Source organism: Alkalihalophilus lindianensis, from assembly GCF_032843265.1.
Classification (GTDB): Bacteria; Bacillota; Bacilli; order Bacillales; family Bacillaceae_D; genus Alkalihalophilus; species Alkalihalophilus lindianensis.
In genome coordinates, this window is record NZ_JAWJBA010000004.1 from 394,622 (window position 1) to 413,382 (window position 18,761).

Consider the following 18,761-nt stretch of genomic DNA (forward strand, 5'->3'; position numbering starts at 1 on the left):
ATCAATTTTAGTTAACTAAATATAATAAATGGTTATTTTACTTCACATAAATTTATATCTATAATTAATTTAAAGATTAAGAAAATTTGTAACAATCGAAACTGCAGACAATAAAAATTTAAGGGAAGAAGGGAAGCAATGGTCATGGCATTAAAAGAAGACCTTAGCGTACTTCGTAACAAATTACAGGCATTCATCGAAAATGAATTGCTGCCATACGAGCAGGAAAATCAATTGAATGCAGAAGAGGATATTCCAATGGAGGCAATTGAATGGGTGAGAAAACGCTCACGAGAGTTAGGCTTCTATGGCATTAATCTACCGAAAGAGTATGGCGGTCAAGATATTAGCTTAAAAGGGTTATGTTACTTCAAAGAGGACTTGGCTCGATCGGGTGCCGTATTGTGGGGACAGGTGATTGGTGAAATCGGAGGACCATTACGAATTGGACAAATGCTAGAAAATTTCACAAAAGAGCAAATAAAGAGATATGCCATTCCGGTTATTAAAGGGGAGGCGAGTTGTTGTTTTGCTTTGACTGAACCGAATGCGGGGTCCGATGCCTTTGCGATTCAAACGAAGGCCGTTCAAGACGGAGATGAATATATTCTAAGTGGGAAAAAGCATTTTATCAGCGCAGCCCCTTATGCTGATTTTGCTATTGTGATAGCGAAAGAATTAGTAGAAGGTGAGAAACCTAGAGTCACTGCTTTTATCGTTGATAAAAAAACACCGCAAACGGATGGATTCGAATTGGGGAACATTCAAGTTCCAATCTCAGGAGAACGAATCCACGCAGAATTGTATTTTAACGAATGCCGAGTACCCGCCTCTAATATTATCGGACTGCCAGGTAGAGGACTTCTGCTTGGGTTAAAACGAATTACTACAAACCGTGCTTCTCACGCTTCAGCATTTATTGGGGTTGCTCAACGCCTTCTTGATTTATCAGTGGAACAGGCAAAATCGAGAGTGCAATTTGGAAGACCCATTGGCGATTTCCAAGCGATTCAGCACATGCTAGCGGAAATGGCTACGGAAATCTATGCGGCTAGATGTATGGTCTATGATGTCGTTGACAAAATTGATCAGGGTGAAGAAGGTCGAACGGGTGCATCTATGGCTAAGCTCTATGCCTCTGAAGTAACGAGTCGTGTTGCGGATAAGGCGATTCAAATTTTTGGATCACAAGGATTGGCACAAGGGCATCCAGTAGAAAAATTGTATCGAAGTGCACGGATGTTCCGAATTCTCACTGGGACTTCTGAAATTCAAAAAAATACGATTGCGAAAGAATTGTTGAAATAATTCTAAGATCTATTAAACAGTGGGTGAAGGAGGCATGACTTATGACACAGAAGAAAACATTTCAGTCTCTTCTGACAAAAGGACTAAAGAGATTCGGAGACCTCCCAGCGCTTACCTTGCTGCCAGCTGAGACAACGTTCACTTATCATGAATTATTGGAGAAGACCGAACGAATCTCAAAGTACTTGCTACGATTAGGGGTAGGAAGGGGGACTCATGTTGCTACGATTATTCCAAATAGCCTAGAGGGTGTCGTGTTTGGCTTAGCGGTGCAGCAGTGTGGAGCAACCATCGTGCCGTTAGGAGAGAAGCTAGGAAACCGGGAAGTTAAGTTTATCTTACATGAGTCAAAACCAAAAGTGCTTATTATGGCAACACAACAGCATGTAGCGACAACACTCCAATATGTCGAAGAAGAAAATAATTCAGATGTCCGTATCATTGGATTACCAGGGTTTGGTATTGAATACCCAGAAAGGTTTGAGATATTCGATTGGTCAGAGGAAACAACGGATCCAGCCGTAGAGTGTCAAGTTGCGTTAGAAGATGACATTGCCATTTTATCTTATACTGGTGGAACAACGGGTACACCAAAAGGCGTCATGCATACCCAGAAAGGTCTATGGGCCGCAGTACTTTCAGCTGCGATTGAAGATCCACTTGATGACCGAGAGAAATTGTTACTTAGCACGCCGCTTGTTCATTCGGCTGGTTCTCTCCTGTGGAGATCTCTTATGTCTGGAGTGCATGTCTATGTCATGCCTACATTCCATCCAGTTAGTTTCATGCAGACCATTAAGGCATACAAAATTACGACCACATTTATGGTCCCAACGATGCTATACAGGTTGTTAGGTGTAACAAAAAAGATGGAGTATGACGTAAGCTCGATGAGAAATATTTATTACGGCGCCTCGCCTATTTCACAAGAGCGGTTGAAGGAAGCATTTGAAGTGTTTGGACCGATCATGCGCCAACAGTACGGCATGACAGAATGCAATATTGTTATTTCAAGACTTTCAAAGAGTGCTCATTACTGGGCTTATCATAACAAACCCGAGGTCTTAAAGAGTTGCGGAAAGCCTTGTCTATTGACCGAGATTCGAATGGTTGATAAAGAGGGAAATGATGTGAAACCATTTGAACTTGGGGAGATCATCGTGAAATCACCAGCGATGATGATTGGGTATTATCAAAAGCCAGAGCTAACTGAAGAAACAATTCGTGATGGCTGGCTCCATACGGGGGATATTGGCATGTTTGATGAAAGCGGATATATATATATTAAGGACCGCAAGAAAGACATGATCATTTCTGGTGGGATGAACGTTTATTCTTCTGAAGTTGAGCGAGTCGTCAATCAGCACCCTGCGGTTTCATTAAGTGCGTGTATTGGGGTATCCGATCCGGATTGGGGAGAATCAGTTTGTGTCGTGGTCACTATCAAAGAAGGAGCCCGGTGTTCAGAGGAGGATATTATCGCTTTTTGTAAGCAAAACACCTCTAAATACATGGTACCGAAAAACGTCTACTTCCGAGAAAGCTTGCCTCTCACTCCAATTGGTAAGGTCGATAAGAAAGAATTAAAGAAAATGTATGTCGAAGGTTTGCTCAGTGTTAACTAACGAGCTGACTGGGATCACCGTTTATTCCAGCTCTAAATTTTACTGTTACAAGGATTGTTGTGACTAAACGGAGAATAGTTGGGGTGTAACAAATGAGGAATTGGAGGCTAGTATGGGAAATATTTATTACCTTTTCCAAGATTGGTCCTGTCACCTTTGGTGGGGGATATGCCATGATTCCATTGATTGAAAGAGAAGTGGTAATCAAAAAGAAGTGGTTACAATTAAAAGAGGTGTCAGAAATATTTGCTGTTGCCGAGTCGGTTCCAGGTGCCATTGCGATTAATTCTGCTACGTTTATTGGATACCGCGTTGCTGGAGTGGCCGGCGCCATGTTTGCGATGGCCGGAATTCTAATTCCAACCTTCTTCATTGTATTAGTCTTAGGGATTAGCTTTCTACTTTACAAAGATCATCCCAAGATAGAGGCAGCTTTTCAAGGGATACGACCTGCCATTGTTGCGCTCATTACTTATGCAGGATATAAAATTGGAAAAATGGCTGTCATTGACAAAACGACCTTTGCTACTGTTGGTGTTACTGTCTTTTGCCTCCTATTCTTTCATTTACATCCCGTTCTAATTATAGTTATTGGTGGAATCGCTGGGATCGCCTTAGTCAAAATAAGAGACTATCTTGGTTACAATACTAGTTTAGAGACGCATAAGGATGAGACTGATCGTGATTATTATAGGGGATCCGGAATTTAGAGGGGTTTAGTGTATGATAGTGTTGGAGTTATTTCGAACATTCTTTATGATTGGCCTTGTATCGTTTGGTGGTGGGTATGCGATGATTCCAGTGATCGAGAGAGAAGTAACCTCAAGCGGTTGGATGACGACACAAGAATTCACCGATATTATCGCATTAGCCGGAATGTCTCCAGGTCCTATTGCGACCAACAGTGCCGTAATTGTTGGCTACCAAACAGCAGGAGTTCCTGGAGCTATTTTTTCCGCTTTAGGGATGGTGCTTCCTTCTTTAATAATCATTTTGATCGTCGCTACTTTCTTCTTTAAGGCTAGTAAAAATCGAATCTTGCAATCGGCTTTTTATGGGTTGCGACCAATCATCGTTGGATTAATTATTTATGCTGCTGTAACATTTGCAATTTCAAACAACTTGATTGGTTCGCTTACTTATAAATCGATGAGTTTACTTCTCATCTTTATTCTATCTCTATTTGCCTTAATACGTCTTCGCTTTCACCCAGCGTACGTTATTATTCTCTCTGGCCTTGTTGGTGTCCTCCTCTACTCATGATAGAAGCAGGGGACTCTTCTATAAGTAGTACTTAATTATATATAATAAATGCTTGATATACTTAACTTTAGATTTACCTTTAAAATAAAGTTATGTAAAAATCTAAAAAAACTGAATTTTTTAAAGGGGGTTTTTCATCTATTCCCTATCATTCTCTAAATAATTGTAAGCGTATTCAAAAGAGGGGTGCTTCTTTACAAACTGGATGAGTAGGATCTACCTTTTAAAAAGATTTAATCTCAATTAGCTCAAACAACTTGAATATAGTTAGGTTTATAAAGAATGTCATCTTACTACTAGGGAGGATTTACTTTATGAAAAAATCGATATTATTCGCTTTTCTTTTCATTATGGGAGCATTTGTGGTCGCTTGTGGATCAACCAGTTCGGTCACATCGAATGAGGAAGGCTCAGCTGACACAAACACGGAAACTACTGATGAAGTTGCAGAGTTTACACCTGAAGGACCGATTAAGTATATTGTTGGCTTTGCTCCAGGAGGAGGGACTGATTTAGCAGCCCGGTCAGCTGCTAGAACATTGAATGAAGAAGGAATTGTCGAAGAGTCATTTGCTGTTGAAAATATCACCGGAGGCGGTGGAGTTCGGGCTTTAATGGAATTGCGTAACAAAGGCGATGAAAATACATTATTACAATCCGTTGATATTTATGCAGGGATGTATATGCCTGATGCGAATATGAGATTAGACGATTTTATCCCAGTCGCACAGATTGCGAATAACACATTGCTCATGGTCGTCCCTAGTGATTCCGAGTATCAAACAGTCGATGAACTGATGAACGCCATGAAAGATGATTCAAAACAAATTTTCATCGGTTTGCCTTCGGCGACTGATACTGTCGAAGTTGCCAAATGGAATGAAATAGCCGAATCCTATGGAATCGAAAGTGAGTTAAGATTTATTCCTCATAATGGCATTAGTGAGGTTGTACCTGAATTATTAGGTGGGCGTATTGATGTGGCGTTATTCGTTCCACCAGTGATTAAAGGGTATTTAGACAGTGATGAGCTAAACGCATTAGCGACATTGTCTACTGAAAGATTAGAGGTGCTACCAGAAATTCCAACTCTAGTTGAGCAAGGAAGCGATGTTTATTTTTATCGACCACAAGGGGTATTTATGAAGGCAGGGATAAGTGAAGAGGCCGTTTCCTACTGGGAAAACGCACTAAAAGAAATGACGATGACCGATAGTTGGAAGGAATATATTGAGAGTCAATTGTATATCGACGAGTTTAAAGGGAGAGACGAGTACACCGAGTGGATGGATACAGAAGGAAGAAGATATTCAGAGTTTTTGAATAGTCAAAATTAACCCTTGTTTGCTCACTTTTCAAGGAAATTGATAGACACCTCTTTGACTCGATTAATGGCAATAATATGTTGAAGAGGTGGAACTTTTTTCTACATAGGCAAATGTACCTCTGAAAAATACATAATCAATCATCAAATGCTTGAGAGGAGGTAGACCTAATGGCGTTGCGTTTGCTATTCCCCATTTGTTTTATATTGGGAGTAACTATTTTGCTGTTTCAATCTCTAAAGTTGCCAGTACTCGCCTCAAATGGAGTTATAGGACCAGGATTTTTGCCGATGGTATTAGCGCTCCTTATTATCACCTTACTGGCGATTGAAGGATTTTCGGTATTTTGGAATGAACGTAAGCAGGAATCACAAAAAGAAGGGGGTAGATCTTCAATCGCAGTTTCTACACAGCTATTTTTCTTAGTAGCCATTGTCTTAACGTTAGCATTGGTTTATGTGGTAGGAATGCTAATCAGTTTGGGATTGTTTATTTTTGTTATTTTGAATCAATTAGAAAAGAGAACGCTTTTTCATTCTAGTGTATTTTCAATCGTTTCTATCTTAGTAATTTATGTTATTTTCGATGTATTACTAGGGATATCTTTTGCGTCAGGAATGTTATCTTAAGGGGGGACTGAGTTGGAATTATCTTTGCTAATGGAAGGGATTGTTTCCATCGTTACAAGTCCTTCTACACTATTATGGTGTCTGATAGGAATTACCATAGGTACGCTAGTAGGTGCACTGCCGGGGATCGGCTCGATCACAGCGATGGCTATCTTGCTACCGATCACGTTTGGATTAAGTCCATTAAATGCTCTTGTCTTATTAATAAGTATTTATTTAGGTGGACAGTATGGCGGAAGAATAAGTTCGATCTTAATAAACGTTCCAGGCGACGCTGGTGCTTTAGTTACCACATTTGACGGCTATCCAATGGCTAAGCAAGGAAAAGCAGGACAGGCGCTAACGTTGAGTGCGATCGGATCGTTTATTGGAGGATTAATTGGGTTTTTCGGTCTTGTATTTTTTATAGGTGTGATTTCGGAGTTTGCCATTGCATTTGGCCCAGCTGAATACTTTACATTGCTTATTTTCGCTTTGGTTGCAACAAGTGGTGTAACAGAGAGCAAGCCGATTAAATCATATATATCTGTTGCCTTAGGGTTATTACTTGCGATGATTGGTCTTGATCCTGTAACGGGTGATCAACGAATGACCTTTGGAACCATGGAGTTATGGGACGGCATTAGTTTTGTTGTTGTAGCCATTGGTATCTTTGGTTTATCAGAAGTACTCATGCGTTTAGAACAAAACAAAAACAGCCACACCATCTCTTCAAAATTAAATCTATTGTCTCTTTTCCCAAAGATCGTTGAGGTTGTCAAAAGTTTATTTAGCATGGTACGCGGGGGGATCATCGGATTTCTAGTTGGAGCATTGCCTGGAGCAGGAGCGTCCATAGCTACGTTTCTATCGTATAGTTTTGAGAAGAAGATATCAAAAGAACCTGAAACATTCGGAAAAGGAAATCACAAGGGATTGAGTGGTCCTGAATCTGCCAGTAATGCTTCAGTAGGTGGGGCGTTAATACCGACCTTTAGTTTAGGGGTTCCGGGCTCAGCAAGTGCGGCCATTTTATTAGGTGGTATGATGATGGTTGGTTTGCAACCAGGACCAAGTTTACTAACTGATTCCGCTGATATTGTCTGGGCGGCCATTGCAACACTCTTTGTTGCGAACATCTTACTACTCGTATTAAATACTTTATTTGTACCTTTTTTTTCCATCCTTATTCAAAAAGCAGAACCATACTTGACGGCAGTAATTGCTTGTTTATGTTTTATCGGGGTATATGCGTACAGAGGTAGTTTGTTTGATGTCGGACTATTAATCTTCTTTGCTCTCGTTGGCTACTTTATGAGGAAAAATGGATATCCACTGGCACCATTATTACTCGGCATGATTTTATGTCCCATGCTAGAGCAAGCCTTCCGCCGGGCGTTATTGCTATCAGACAATAATTATTTGATCTTTGTAAGTAGTCCTCTAGCCATTACTTTTGTCATATTGTCGCTCTTGATTATCATTCTTCCAAGAATTCAAAAGATGAGAAAAAGGAAAACTGATAAGTCACAGTTGAATATGTAAAAGGAAGCTCACGGGAATAGAATTAAAAGTTAATTTATAATGATAAAGAGGGAGGATTCTAGAAGCGCAAGAAATGTCCCTCTGTTTAACGGAAAAATAGTACATCAAGAAAACCATATTTACCGTGTTAGTACTATTGAATTTGATATACTTCAACTGGTAAAATAGGGAAAAATGGTGTGGTGAAGACGATTTATAACTTGTAAAAGGAGTGTGTTCATTATGGTTGGAGTAGAAATTGATATGGTTGTGAAAGATAGCTTAAAAGCATTGGAATTATACGAAACTATATTTGATATTGAGCGTGTCGAGGTTTCAAACTTGCCTCTTGGTGAAAATGAAGTCGTTTTTACCCTATATGACGTTCACTTTCATATGTTAGATGAAAACCCCGAATTCCATTTGATCGCACCAAGTCCTGACGATCCGAAAACGAGTTGGGTTAATGTAACTGTCCCAGATATTAAGAAGACCTATGAAAAAGCGATGAATTTAGATTGTACAGAGATACAAACGGTGACTGTGATTCCTGACCACGGAGTATCGAACGCCATATTCATGGACCCCTTTGGTTATATATGGATGCTGCATCAAGTACATAAAGCGGTTACTCATGAAGAACGTATTCAGCTTTGGGAGGAAAAAAGAAAGAATTAACAGTGATTGTACGATTAGAATGATCCAGAAAAAATGATCTTCAGAAATGGGTTATTTAACACAATGGATGCGATGCTTGAGTAATCGAAGCATCGCATTTTTTGTAGGGCTAACGAAAGCAACTATTGGTCTAGATTAGTAATAAGCAGAAACGTATTTTTACTTTTTCTTAATAGAGATCCAGATTTCACTTTTTTGATCTTTGCTAGCTAGTATTTCTGGACCTCCTTCTGTTAGCTCATAGGAAGAGGTCGGTAACCACTCGGAGTAAATTCGCTGCCAATGCTTTTCAACTTGTAGCCAATCCCCATCCACTTCAAAAATGGCCCAGGTTAGCGCAGGTACTTCTAATGTTGCAAACTCATTTTTCTCATCTTGTGTTGTAACGACACCAATATACTGATTAAACATTGCCTTCCCATCTGAACTCTCTGAGTAGTTGACGGATACATGAACGATTCCCTGAGGTTCCTTATCGGAGAAGGACTCCAATTCCCTCATTTTCTCATCGCTGATACCTGCTATCATATCTTCATAGGTTGGTGATAGAATTTCATTGACCATTTCGACCTCATACTTTACTCCAATCACTTTAAAAGCTTCTTTGTCAGCAATACGGTATTTCATTTCGCTTCCTCCTTGAATCGTTAATTGAAAGGTCATTCGTGGATATGCTTTCAAGTTCTGCTCAGATCTTCTTGAAATGGAAGGAGTTACTCCATGATAATTTTGAAAAGCTCGTGAAAAGGCATCAGGAGATTGATAGCCATATTTCATAGCAATATCAATTACTTTAACTTTAGAATCCTTCAATTCTAGAGCAGCCAAAGTAAGTCGTCTTCTGCGAATGTACTCAGATATCGTGATACCTGATAGAAGGGTAAATAGACGTTTGAAATGATACTCAGAGCAGTAGGCTCTATTCGCTACTTCCTTTAAATCAATAGTACTAGCTAAATTTTCTTCAATATAATGTAGTGCATGGTTCATTCCTTGTAACATATCCATGTAATTTAACCGCCTTTCACTAATAGACTAACAGGATAACCGATCCCTTACCCGACTTTACATGCTCATTACAGTCGGGTTTCTATTTTATCCTTATACCATAAAAATTTCTAATTGAATTATTGAGATCCTTGAACATTTGAGTGGGAAATAAGGTTTCGAAACAGCCTCTCGTTACATTTGTAACTACTCCGGTTATCCATATACAAATCCGCTGGTAAAGAACATGGCAGAGATGATACATTCTTGTGACTTTATTGAACATCAAAAGCGATGCTGATCACAGCATCGCTTTTCTTACGCTCTTTTTTCTTGTTTTATCGGGTCCACACTCGTTTGACGGCGCTTTGTTACCGAAGAAATGGTATAGACGGCAAGGGCCGACCAGATAAAGATGAATGCGATCAGATGGGCAGGGGATAAGGTTTCGTTATAAAGAAACACCCCTAAGATTAAAGCGATCGTTGGCGAGATGTATTGCAGAATCCCGAGCATCGAGAGGGTGACCTTTTTGGCACTCAACGTAAAAAATAAAAGCGGTAAAATCGTGACGATCCCACTTCCCATTAGGAGTAAACTTGTTGAAAAAGAATCAAAGAATTGGATGTTAGATTGAGTCATCATGTAGAGTAAATAGATGAGTGCAATGGGAGAAACGACCATTGTTTCAAGAGCTAATCCGGTCGTTGTATCTGCTTTGATCATTTTCTTTGCTAAGCCATAAAATCCAAAGGTGAGGGAGAGACTAAGTGAGATCCAAGGTATCACCCCATAATAAAGGGTTAACGTAAGAACCCCCATTCCGGCTAAAACAAAGGCAAGAACTTGAGAGCCATTCAACCTTTCCTTTAAAAAGATGACCCCAATTAACATGCTCGTTAGTGGATTGATGTATTGACCAAGACTTGCTTCAAGGATCTTGCCCTCCATCACAGCCCACATAAAGATTCCCCAGTTTGAACTAATGAGAACAGAAGCAAGAAAAAGGGACCAAAATAATTTGGGTTTATGTACGATTTCTTTTAAAAATTCAAGGTAGATCGTCCATTTCTTCAAACAAACTAAAAGCAGCAGCATAAAAACAAACGACCAGATCACACGCTGCGCTAAAATTTCTCCGGAAGATAGATGCTGTGTTAGTTTCCAATAAATTGGCGTGAGTCCCCACATGATATAAGAGAGAACGGCAAATACAACACCATCTTTTTCATTATGTCCATTCATTTTAAAGCCTACTTCCTAGATAAGTATGTATTGGCGAGAATCCGAGATGAAACATGTCAGCTTCGAACTCTGCTAGAAAAGATATACTTACTATATAATGGAATAGAGATGAATTTTAGGTGAATAGCAAAAAAGGTGAACATTGGATCATGCGAATGAAGAAGTGGGGTATTGAATTGAAAAGAAAATTATTAGCTCTATTCCTGGCAAGTGGTGCGATTCTAGCAGGATGTTTGAATCAAGGTATCAGGTGAGAGAGTTGATTGGTGGAAGGATAGAGTAGAAGGGAATCTATTCATCATCGTTATTCTATTAAATAGAAAATGCTGCTATCTTATTTTTAACGATTGCAGCGTTTTCTATTGTTTTACTATATTACGCAGAGATTTCTTCGCTGGCACGTTTATTTCCTTGATAGATAAAATAAAGAGCAATGAACATAAATAGTAATGCAAAATAACGTTTCATATCCAAAGGAATGACTAAACTATTGAACCAGCCGAAATTGTCAATAACAATGCCGATTACAAGCTGACCAATGATCACGGTAATATTGGTTGCAATAACCCCAATTTTAGGAACAGCGGCGACAATAAAGAGTAAAAACAATACCCCTAAAAATACGGCGCTTAACTGCCACTTAGGTACCTCTAAAATGGCTAACACATTTCCATTACCAAAAAAGAGAATAAAAATGGCTAGAAACATGGTTCCAGTTAGAAAAGTTAAAAGTGTCGTTTCGATTGTTCCTGCTTTACGACTGAGTGTACCATTAATAGCTGACTGTGCGCTTAATGTGAGACCACCTAAAAAGGTGAATAGAATCATTAATATACCCATTCTTAGACCTCCTAGTAAACTAAAACAAGTGCAATAATCATTGAGATAATTGCTGCTATTTTTTCTTTATTGATTCTAGAATTCTTGCTTCCGAGCCAACCATAATGTTCAATCACCATACTCATGATTAATTGACCAATAATGACTGCAACCATAGTGATTCCGATACCAACAAATGGAACACTAATCACAATAGATGTTAAATAAACAACCCCCAAGACACCACCAAGTAGTGTCCATTTAGGTGCTTCAACGGCATAGGAAAGTTTACCTTTCCCAAAGAAAAGCCATAATAATCCCAGGATGATTGAACCCACAAAGAAGTTATAAAAACTTGTTTCGAGCTTGCCTATCGTTTTCCCTAATTCACCGTAAATAGCTCCTTCAAAACTAAGCGCTGTCCCTGCTAATAACGCTAATAGATATGAGATGTAACGCATTAAATGAATTCCTCCAGTTCTTTATTTTTAGATATCTAGAATAATCGATATATCACTTTATAAAAAAACAGAAATCAACCAACTCAGACTTCTGTTTTAAGATATTCAGCAAACTGATGAATGGCTTCTTCATTTCTTCGATAGTACGTCCATTGACCATAACGAACAGATTCAAGAAGACCAGCTTTCTGCATCATATTTAAGTAGTGAGATACCGTAGATTGAGAAGCTTCGGCTTTTTCTTGAATGTCTCCTACACATACTCCCCCTTTATAACTTACCTCCTTTGGCAGGTGAGCGCCTTGTTTAGGAAAATGCTTCTCTGGTTCTTTCAGCCACTGTAAAATGTTAAGTCTAGTTTTATTTGATAACGCCTTAAATACATCGATTGGTTCCATAGTTCTTATTATATATCGAATTTTTCCGATATGTCAATTAGCAGAAATTCGGATTGATGTCTCTGACTCGCTTGGGTGAAGTGAATGAGATGCGTTCCTCTCATTTACAGAAGAGCTGTTGATGATGGTGCTTGTGCAGGCGAGACATATATCACGTCAGTTAAAGCAACGAATCAGATGAGAGAGTTGATTGTTGAAGGAGAAGGATAGAGGGAGACTACCACATCAAATTATACTTAAAATTAAGAATGTATTGACAATTCAAACATGGGCATTTAAGATAAATGTAACCGGTTACATACTAGAAGGTGGAATACAAATGAAGATGAGAGATGTTGCAAAATATTCTGGTGTTTCTGTTGCTACCGTTTCGAGAGTATTAAAAGGCGAGAGTAACGTAACACAAAAGACAAAAGAAAAAGTATTAAAAGCAGTCGAGGAATTAAATTACGTTCCAAATACATTGGCTAGAAATCTAAGTAAAATGCAATCGAAAATGATCGTCGTTGTGATACCGAATTTATCAAATGCTGTATTTTCAAGCATTTATCGAGGGATTCAAGAAGTCTTGAAAATAGAGGGGTATCAAGTCATTCTTGTTGAAACTTACAATGGAGTTGATCCATCAGTAATTGAATTAATTAGAAATCGAACTGTCGAAGGAGCTATCTTATTATCGGCTGTCATGAGTGAGGAGGAATTTAATAAAAAGCTTAAAGATCTTCCCATTGTTCTAGCGACTGATCATATGAGTGAAAATATTTCGACTGCTCCATCCGTCAGCATTGATAATCATTTGGCAGCTGAAAAAGCGGTCAATTATTTGGCAAACTTAGGTCACAAACGAATTGCTTATTTTGGTGGTGTTCCTGATGTATTAGGCGCAAGAAGGAGATTAAATGGCTATAAAAACGGACTCATTCAAAATGGATTAGAAATCGATGAAAGCTTGATATTCAATGGAAATTGGTCGTTAGAGTCAGGGTATCAATTAGCGAATCAACTGCTCTTGCAAAAGCAATTACCAACTGCCATCTTCGCCGCATCAGATAATATGGCCATTGGGGCAATGAAAGCTTTGAAGGAGCATGGTTTTAAAATTCCTGAGGACATGTCCATTATTGGTTTTGATGATATTGAAGTTGCCAAATATGTTACACCATCTCTAACGACCGTTGAACAGCCAACCATTGAAATTGGAAACAATGCTGCAAAGTTGTTATTAACAATAATAGAAGATCAACCATTAGAACAAATGCATGTGGTTTTAAATAGCAATTTAGTTATTAGGCATTCTTGTAAAAAAGTAAATGAATCACTTTGAAAGGGGTGATGAGTGAGAAAGATTACTTTGTCAACATGACTAAATAAGATAGGGGAGGATTTAAAAATGAAAGTTGCTATTCAATTATTTACTTTAAGGGACGCTTGCAAAGAAGATTTTGTTGGTACATTAAAAAAAGTAGCTGAATTAGGGTATGACGGTGTTGAGTTTGCGGGGAATTGGGGTGGACTTGAAGCAAGAGAGTTGAAAGGGATTCTTGATGAACTTGGTCTGCAAGCTGCAGGGAGTCATGTACCCCTTTACATGCTAGAGAATGAATTAGAAAATGTGATTCACTATCAAAAAGAAATCAATAGTAAATATATTACTTGCCCGATCTTGCCAGGGGAACGTCGCGGAGGCGTTAGCGAGTATAGACAATTCGCTCAAAGATTGAACGAAATTGGAAAAGTATGCTCAGATAACGGGATTCAGTTTAGCTATCACAACCACGCGTTTGAATTAGAAGATATCAATGGGATCAAGCCTTTACGTATTTTATTAGATGAGACAGATCCGAAATGGGTGAATGCGGAGCTTGATATTTACTGGCTTACAAAGGCTGGTGAAAATCCAGTGGAGTGGATCAATCGATATAAAGGAAGAACACCGCTGCTACATCTAAAGGACATGACAAACGACGCTGAACAATTTTTTGCTGAGTTAGGCACAGGTGGTGTGGATGTTCTTAGTGCAATTGAAGAAGGTAAGCGTGCTGGTGTTGATTGGTTTGTAGTTGAGCAGGATCAGACGGAAAAGAGCCCATTTGAAAGTGTGAAAATAAGTATTGATTACTTAAAAACTCATTCTCTTGTATAGCTAAATGTAACCGGTTACATCTGGTTGCTAGGACTGTTTGAAATTCTAGTATATTTTCCGAGTGAATACTAAAAATCAAAGGGGACGTTTAAATGAGAAAAAAATGGTCTGTCATGCTATTTGCGCTAATCCTTTCTCTTTTTGTCACTGCTTGTGGTGGAGGTAATCAAGAAACGACTTCTGAAGGTAATTCTGATGAGGGTGCTAGTACTGGAGATAAAATCGTTTTAGACTTTTGGCAAATTGATAGTGGGGATAAAGAGGCAGTGTATCAAGATGCTGTAGAACGCTTTGAAGAAAAAAATCCAGGTGTTGAAGTAAACATGCTTCGAATTCCAAATGATGATTATAAGCAGCGAATGGTTGTAGCCATGTCTGGTGGAAATCCTCCTGATGTATTTACTTCTTGGGGTGGCGGATGGCTGAAAGAGTTTGCTGATGCCGGACAGGTTTTAGACCTTACAGATGAAGATATTGAGTTTGAAAATTTTTTAGAAATGGCACTTAATAATACGACATTTGACGAGAAAGTATATGGTTTACCTTTAGGGTTGAGCCAAACACTTTTCTTCTACAATAAGGAAATCTTTGAAACGCATGGCTTAGAAGAGCCTGAAACGTATGGTGAGTTATTGGCCATTATTGATGAATTGAATGAAAACGACGTTATCCCTATTACATTAACGAATCAGACAAAATGGCCAGGTGCTTATTATTTAATGTACTTTGCTGACCGCTTAGGTAGTGAGGAATTATTCCAAAGTGCCTTTAACAGAGACGGTACGGGATTTGATGATCCCACCTACGTAAAGGCTGGAGAATACATTCAAGAGCTAGTTGATAGAAATGCTTTTAACCCAGGCTTTAACGGTGTGCCATATGATGCTGGTCAAGGCAGACAATTATTGTATTCTGGTCAATCAGCAATGATGCTTATGACGAACACTCTTGTAGTTAATATGCGTTCTGAAGCTCCTGAATTTGAGGAGAAGCTAGGTATGTTCCCATTCCCAAATTTGCCTGATGGAAAAGGTGATCCATCAAATGTTGGCGGAGCAACAAGTCCAGTTTGGTCTGCTTATTCAGGAACAGAACATCCTGAGCTGGCCATTGAGTTAATGAAAGAATTAACGACACTTGAGACAGCAGAAGATTATGTCAATCGTACTGGAAGTTTATCTGCACTTATTGACGTTCCAACAGAAGATGTCTTTGTTCAACAATTTGCTGAAATGGCAGCAGAAGCGAATGATATTCATATGCCATACGATCAGACTCTCCCTCCAGTTCTTGCTGAGCTTCATAAAGATACAACGCAAGAATTATTCGGTAAAACAATGACACCACAAGAAGCAGCAGACCTTATGGAACAAAAAGCTAAAGAAACATTAGATTGAAACATCATGCTTTGAGAGGGGGCAGCTGCTCTTGCCCCTCCTCTACATGTATCAGGGAGGGAACGCGATATGAAGACGGCTGTTGGTACCAATGTCATTACAATTAATCCAGAGCAAAAAAAGAACAAACGAAAAAAAGGAAAAACGATTCTACTATTTGTTTTGCCAGCACTTTTAGTTTATTCGGTTTTTATTTTGTATCCCATTATTGCTACTTTTAACTACAGTATGTATAACTGGAATGGTGTTCAAGCACAGAAGACGTTCATTGGGCTTGCAAACTATACTGCGTTGTTCTCTGACTCTACTTTTTGGCAAGCACTACAAAATAACATGTTGCTAGTATTAGTGTCAGTCTTTGTTCAAATCCCACTAGGATTAATCATGGCATTGGTTCTTTTTAGCCCAATTATGGGGAAAAAGTTTTTGAATGTCATTTTCTTTTTACCTTACTTAATGTCAACTGTTGCAATTGGTTTACTTTGGATATTTATGTATGACCCAATCAATGGTCCAGTCAATCAAATTGTTCAACTGTTTGGATTTAGTGCGATTCCTTGGTTAGCTGATAAAAATACAGCAATGATTGCGATTTTAATCGTCGTTATTTGGCAGTTCTCTCCCTTTTATATGATTCTTTTTAAGGCTGCAATGGTAGGAATTCCTGATGAATTGTATGAGGCAGCAAGTATAGATGGTGCGAGTGAATTACAAAAGTTTTTCTATGTGACGTTACCAGCTCTCATCCCAACATTTGTTACTTCTTCTATTCTAGCGATAGTAGGGTCACTCAAAGCCTTTGACATTTTCTACATTATGACTGGAGGAGGCCCAGGAGGAGCAACTGAAATACTAGGAACCTATATGTATAAGCAAGGCTTTATTAACTTTAGTATGGGTTACGCAAGTACGATTGCTGCCGTTATGTTTTTAATTGCATTTGCCTGTGTCATCATTATTCAGGTTCTTGAACACCAGCGAAAGAAGCGGGGGTTATTTACATGAATCCATTACAGCTAATAAAAAGAATTCTATTATATGTATTAGCAATATCGCTGCTGATCTTTACGTTCTATCCGTTCATGTACATGATTGGAACATCATTTAAAAGCATGAGTGAGTTTTTCGTGAATCCGTACTCCATTTTCCCTGAGACATTTACAATCGAACATTACTTTTCTGTTTTTGATATGGGATTATCGACTTACTTTTTAAACAGTATGATCATCACAGTATCAGCAGTTGTCATTACGGTTATGATTGCTTCTTTAGCAAGCTACCCATTAAGTCGGATGAAATTCCGCTTGAATCGACCATTATTTCTCCTTTTTGTAGCGGGAATGATGCTTCCCATTCATGCAACATTAATTCCAATTTTTGTGTTGACTCAAGGAATGGGTGTCTATGATACGTTACTTGCCTTACTTGGTCCGTATGTTGCATTTAGTTTGCCGATTTCGATTTTTATCTTAACGCAATTTATGCAAGAGATCCCTAAGGAACTAGAAGAAGCAGCACAATTAGATGGCGCAAATCATTGGAAGATCTTTTGGAAGGTCATCTTTCCAAATATCGTCCCGGCCATTTCTACTATTGTCATCTACAACTTTGTCTTCCTATGGACTGAATTTATCTTTGCTTTAATTCTGATCTCAAGCCCAAGTAATATGACATTGCCTTTAGGATTACAAAACTTCTATGGTGAATTCATGATTAATGTACCAGGATTAATGGCTGCTTTAACTCTTGCAAGTTTACCAGTATTGCTTTTATTTATCCTAGCACAAGAGCGTGTTGTAAAAGGACTTACTGGAGGAGCTGTGAAAGGATAGCTGTTAACTAGAAGAAAAGGAGTTAAAAAGAGTGGAAAAAGTTAAGGTTGGCATAGTTGGTTGTGGAAATATTAGTGACATCTATTTTACAAATTGCAAAAAGTTAGATGGTTTAGAGGTGGTTGCCTGTGCGGATCTAGACCTAGAAAAAGCGCATCAGGCAGCTGCTAACTATCACATTGAACATGTTTACACTGTAAAGGAAATGCTAGATAGCAAGAACGTTGAATTAATCATTATTTTAACCCCTCCAGCTACCCATGCTTCCTTGTGTTTGGAAGCACTACATGGCGGAAAACACGTCTATGTAGAAAAACCAATCGCTATTAAAGTGGAAGATGGCAAAAGAATACTAGAGTTAGCGAAAGAAAAAGGGTTGCTGGTTGGCTCTGCTCCTGACACCTTTCTTGGTGGCGGTATTCAAATGTGCCGGAAATTGATCGATGACGGCTGGATAGGAAGGCCGGTTGCAGCAAATGCCTTTATGATGGGGCATGGGCCTGAAGCATGGCACCCGAATCCAGACTTTTTCTATCAAGAAGGCGGAGGGCCATTGTTTGATATGGGCCCATACTATCTAACAACGTTAATTTATTTGCTAGGTGCAGTTAAGCGTGTAACAGCTTCTGCAAGGATCTCACTTAATGAGAGAACGATTAAAAGTAAACCGTTATATGGCGAAAAGATACAAGTACACACTCCGACCCATATATCAGGAGTTCTTGATTTTGAAGATGGTGCAGTTGCAACATTAATCACAAGCTTTGATGTTTGGGGTTCTCAGGTGCCAAGGATGGAGATACATGGTACTGAAGGAACGCTAAGTGTCCCGGATCCTAATACATTTGGTGGACCAATCCTTTTAAAAAGACCAGGTGTGAACACGTGGGAAGAAATTCCGATCATATTTGGGTGTACCGAGAATAGTAGAGGAATTGGAGTCGCCGATATGGCAACCGCCATTAGAGCGAATGGTGAGCATCGAGCTAATGGAGAACTTGCCTTGCATGTATTAGAAATTATGCATGGATTGCTTGTAGCGTCGGAATCGGATTGCCACTACTTTCCAGAAAGTACATGTCAAAGACCAACGTTAGTGCATCAGAAAGATTTCTAAATCAAATAAATACGTTCATAGGAGGAAAAGT

Annotated in this window: 21 protein-coding genes; 16 read left to right on the plus strand and 5 right to left on the minus strand. The window is 38.9% G+C overall.

The features are described 5' to 3' along the window. Positions 1–138 precede the first annotated feature (138 nt). The 8 genes from RYX56_RS14565 (at position 139) to RYX56_RS14600 (ending at position 8,331) form a co-directional block, all read left to right on the plus strand. Positions 139–1,308 carry an acyl-CoA dehydrogenase family protein gene (locus RYX56_RS14565; RefSeq protein WP_317122761.1) on the plus strand — a complete coding sequence of 390 codons (1,170 nt, stop codon included), beginning with the start codon at positions 139–141 and terminating at the stop codon, positions 1,306–1,308. Positions 1,309–1,349: 41 nt separating this feature from the next. Then, on the plus strand, positions 1,350–2,933 hold the full coding sequence (locus RYX56_RS14570) for a class I adenylate-forming enzyme family protein (RefSeq protein ID WP_317122762.1): 1,584 nt from the start codon (positions 1,350–1,352) through the stop codon (positions 2,931–2,933). Between the two features lie 92 nt (positions 2,934–3,025). Next, a complete protein-coding gene (locus RYX56_RS14575) occupies positions 3,026–3,643 on the plus strand; it encodes a chromate transporter (RefSeq protein WP_317122763.1) in 618 nt (205 codons plus the stop codon). Positions 3,644–3,656: 13 nt separating this feature from the next. Continuing rightward, positions 3,657–4,196: a chromate transporter gene (locus RYX56_RS14580; RefSeq protein ID WP_317122764.1), complete on the plus strand. Its 540-nt coding sequence runs from the start codon at positions 3,657–3,659 to the stop codon at positions 4,194–4,196. 314 nt (positions 4,197–4,510) lie between these two features. After that, positions 4,511–5,533, plus strand: a complete 1,023-nt coding sequence (locus RYX56_RS14585; RefSeq protein WP_317122765.1) for a tripartite tricarboxylate transporter substrate binding protein — start codon at positions 4,511–4,513, stop codon at positions 5,531–5,533. A 158-nt stretch (positions 5,534–5,691) separates the two neighbouring features. Continuing rightward, positions 5,692–6,150, plus strand: coding sequence for a tripartite tricarboxylate transporter TctB family protein (locus RYX56_RS14590; RefSeq protein ID WP_317122766.1), 459 nt, complete (start codon positions 5,692–5,694; stop codon positions 6,148–6,150). A gap of 12 nt (positions 6,151–6,162) precedes the next feature. Next, the gene (locus RYX56_RS14595; RefSeq protein WP_317122767.1) at positions 6,163–7,674 is read left to right on the plus strand and encodes a tripartite tricarboxylate transporter permease; all 1,512 of its coding nucleotides are present in this window, start codon (positions 6,163–6,165) and stop codon (positions 7,672–7,674) included. A gap of 222 nt (positions 7,675–7,896) precedes the next feature. After that, the gene (locus RYX56_RS14600; protein ID WP_317122768.1) at positions 7,897–8,331 is read left to right on the plus strand and encodes a VOC family protein; all 435 of its coding nucleotides are present in this window, start codon (positions 7,897–7,899) and stop codon (positions 8,329–8,331) included. 159 nt (positions 8,332–8,490) lie between these two features. Here RYX56_RS14600 and RYX56_RS14605 read toward each other — a convergent pair whose 3' ends face one another. Then, positions 8,491–9,339, minus strand: a complete 849-nt coding sequence (locus tag RYX56_RS14605; RefSeq protein WP_317122769.1) for an AraC family transcriptional regulator — start codon at positions 9,337–9,339, stop codon at positions 8,491–8,493. A gap of 297 nt (positions 9,340–9,636) precedes the next feature. Further along, on the minus strand, positions 9,637–10,563 hold the full coding sequence (gene rarD / locus RYX56_RS14610; RefSeq protein ID WP_317122770.1) for an EamA family transporter RarD: 927 nt from the start codon (positions 10,561–10,563) through the stop codon (positions 9,637–9,639). Positions 10,564–10,682: 119 nt separating this feature from the next. Here rarD and RYX56_RS14615 point away from each other — a divergent pair, with 119 nt between their 5' ends. After that, positions 10,683–10,817 carry a hypothetical protein gene (locus tag RYX56_RS14615; RefSeq protein ID WP_317122771.1) on the plus strand — a complete coding sequence of 45 codons (135 nt, stop codon included), beginning with the start codon at positions 10,683–10,685 and terminating at the stop codon, positions 10,815–10,817. Between the two features lie 121 nt (positions 10,818–10,938). Here RYX56_RS14615 and RYX56_RS14620 read toward each other — a convergent pair whose 3' ends face one another. The 3 genes from RYX56_RS14620 to RYX56_RS14630 all read right to left on the minus strand — a co-directional run bounded on the left by RYX56_RS14620 (position 10,939) and on the right by RYX56_RS14630 (position 12,241). Next, complete coding sequence (locus RYX56_RS14620) at positions 10,939–11,403, minus strand: DMT family transporter (protein WP_317122772.1); 465 nt, start codon at positions 11,401–11,403, stop codon at positions 10,939–10,941. Positions 11,404–11,414: 11 nt separating this feature from the next. Beyond that, entirely contained in the window at positions 11,415–11,843 is a 429-nt protein-coding gene (locus RYX56_RS14625) for a DMT family transporter (protein ID WP_317122773.1), read from the minus strand. An 83-nt stretch (positions 11,844–11,926) separates the two neighbouring features. Then, the gene (locus tag RYX56_RS14630) at positions 11,927–12,241 is read right to left on the minus strand and encodes an ArsR/SmtB family transcription factor (protein ID WP_317122774.1); all 315 of its coding nucleotides are present in this window, start codon (positions 12,239–12,241) and stop codon (positions 11,927–11,929) included. A gap of 84 nt (positions 12,242–12,325) precedes the next feature. Here RYX56_RS14630 and RYX56_RS14635 point away from each other — a divergent pair, with 84 nt between their 5' ends. The 7 genes from RYX56_RS14635 (at position 12,326) to RYX56_RS14665 (ending at position 18,730) form a co-directional block, all read left to right on the plus strand. Beyond that, positions 12,326–12,451, plus strand: coding sequence for a hypothetical protein (locus RYX56_RS14635; RefSeq protein ID WP_317122775.1), 126 nt, complete (start codon positions 12,326–12,328; stop codon positions 12,449–12,451). 109 nt (positions 12,452–12,560) lie between these two features. Continuing rightward, complete coding sequence (locus RYX56_RS14640) at positions 12,561–13,565, plus strand: LacI family DNA-binding transcriptional regulator (RefSeq protein ID WP_317122776.1); 1,005 nt, start codon at positions 12,561–12,563, stop codon at positions 13,563–13,565. Between the two features lie 66 nt (positions 13,566–13,631). Further along, on the plus strand, positions 13,632–14,384 hold the full coding sequence (locus tag RYX56_RS14645; protein WP_317122777.1) for a sugar phosphate isomerase/epimerase family protein: 753 nt from the start codon (positions 13,632–13,634) through the stop codon (positions 14,382–14,384). A 92-nt stretch (positions 14,385–14,476) separates the two neighbouring features. Then, entirely contained in the window at positions 14,477–15,781 is a 1,305-nt protein-coding gene (locus RYX56_RS14650; protein ID WP_317122778.1) for an ABC transporter substrate-binding protein, read from the plus strand. A 69-nt stretch (positions 15,782–15,850) separates the two neighbouring features. Beyond that, positions 15,851–16,786 carry a carbohydrate ABC transporter permease gene (locus tag RYX56_RS14655; protein WP_317122779.1) on the plus strand — a complete coding sequence of 312 codons (936 nt, stop codon included), beginning with the start codon at positions 15,851–15,853 and terminating at the stop codon, positions 16,784–16,786. Further along, positions 16,783–17,613 (plus strand): carbohydrate ABC transporter permease, encoded by an 831-nt coding sequence (locus tag RYX56_RS14660; protein WP_317122780.1) that lies wholly within the window; start codon positions 16,783–16,785, stop codon positions 17,611–17,613. Before RYX56_RS14655 ends, RYX56_RS14660 begins: the two co-directional genes overlap by 4 nt. A 31-nt stretch (positions 17,614–17,644) precedes the next feature. After that, a complete protein-coding gene (locus RYX56_RS14665; RefSeq protein ID WP_317122781.1) occupies positions 17,645–18,730 on the plus strand; it encodes a Gfo/Idh/MocA family protein in 1,086 nt (361 codons plus the stop codon). Positions 18,731–18,761 lie beyond the last annotated feature (31 nt).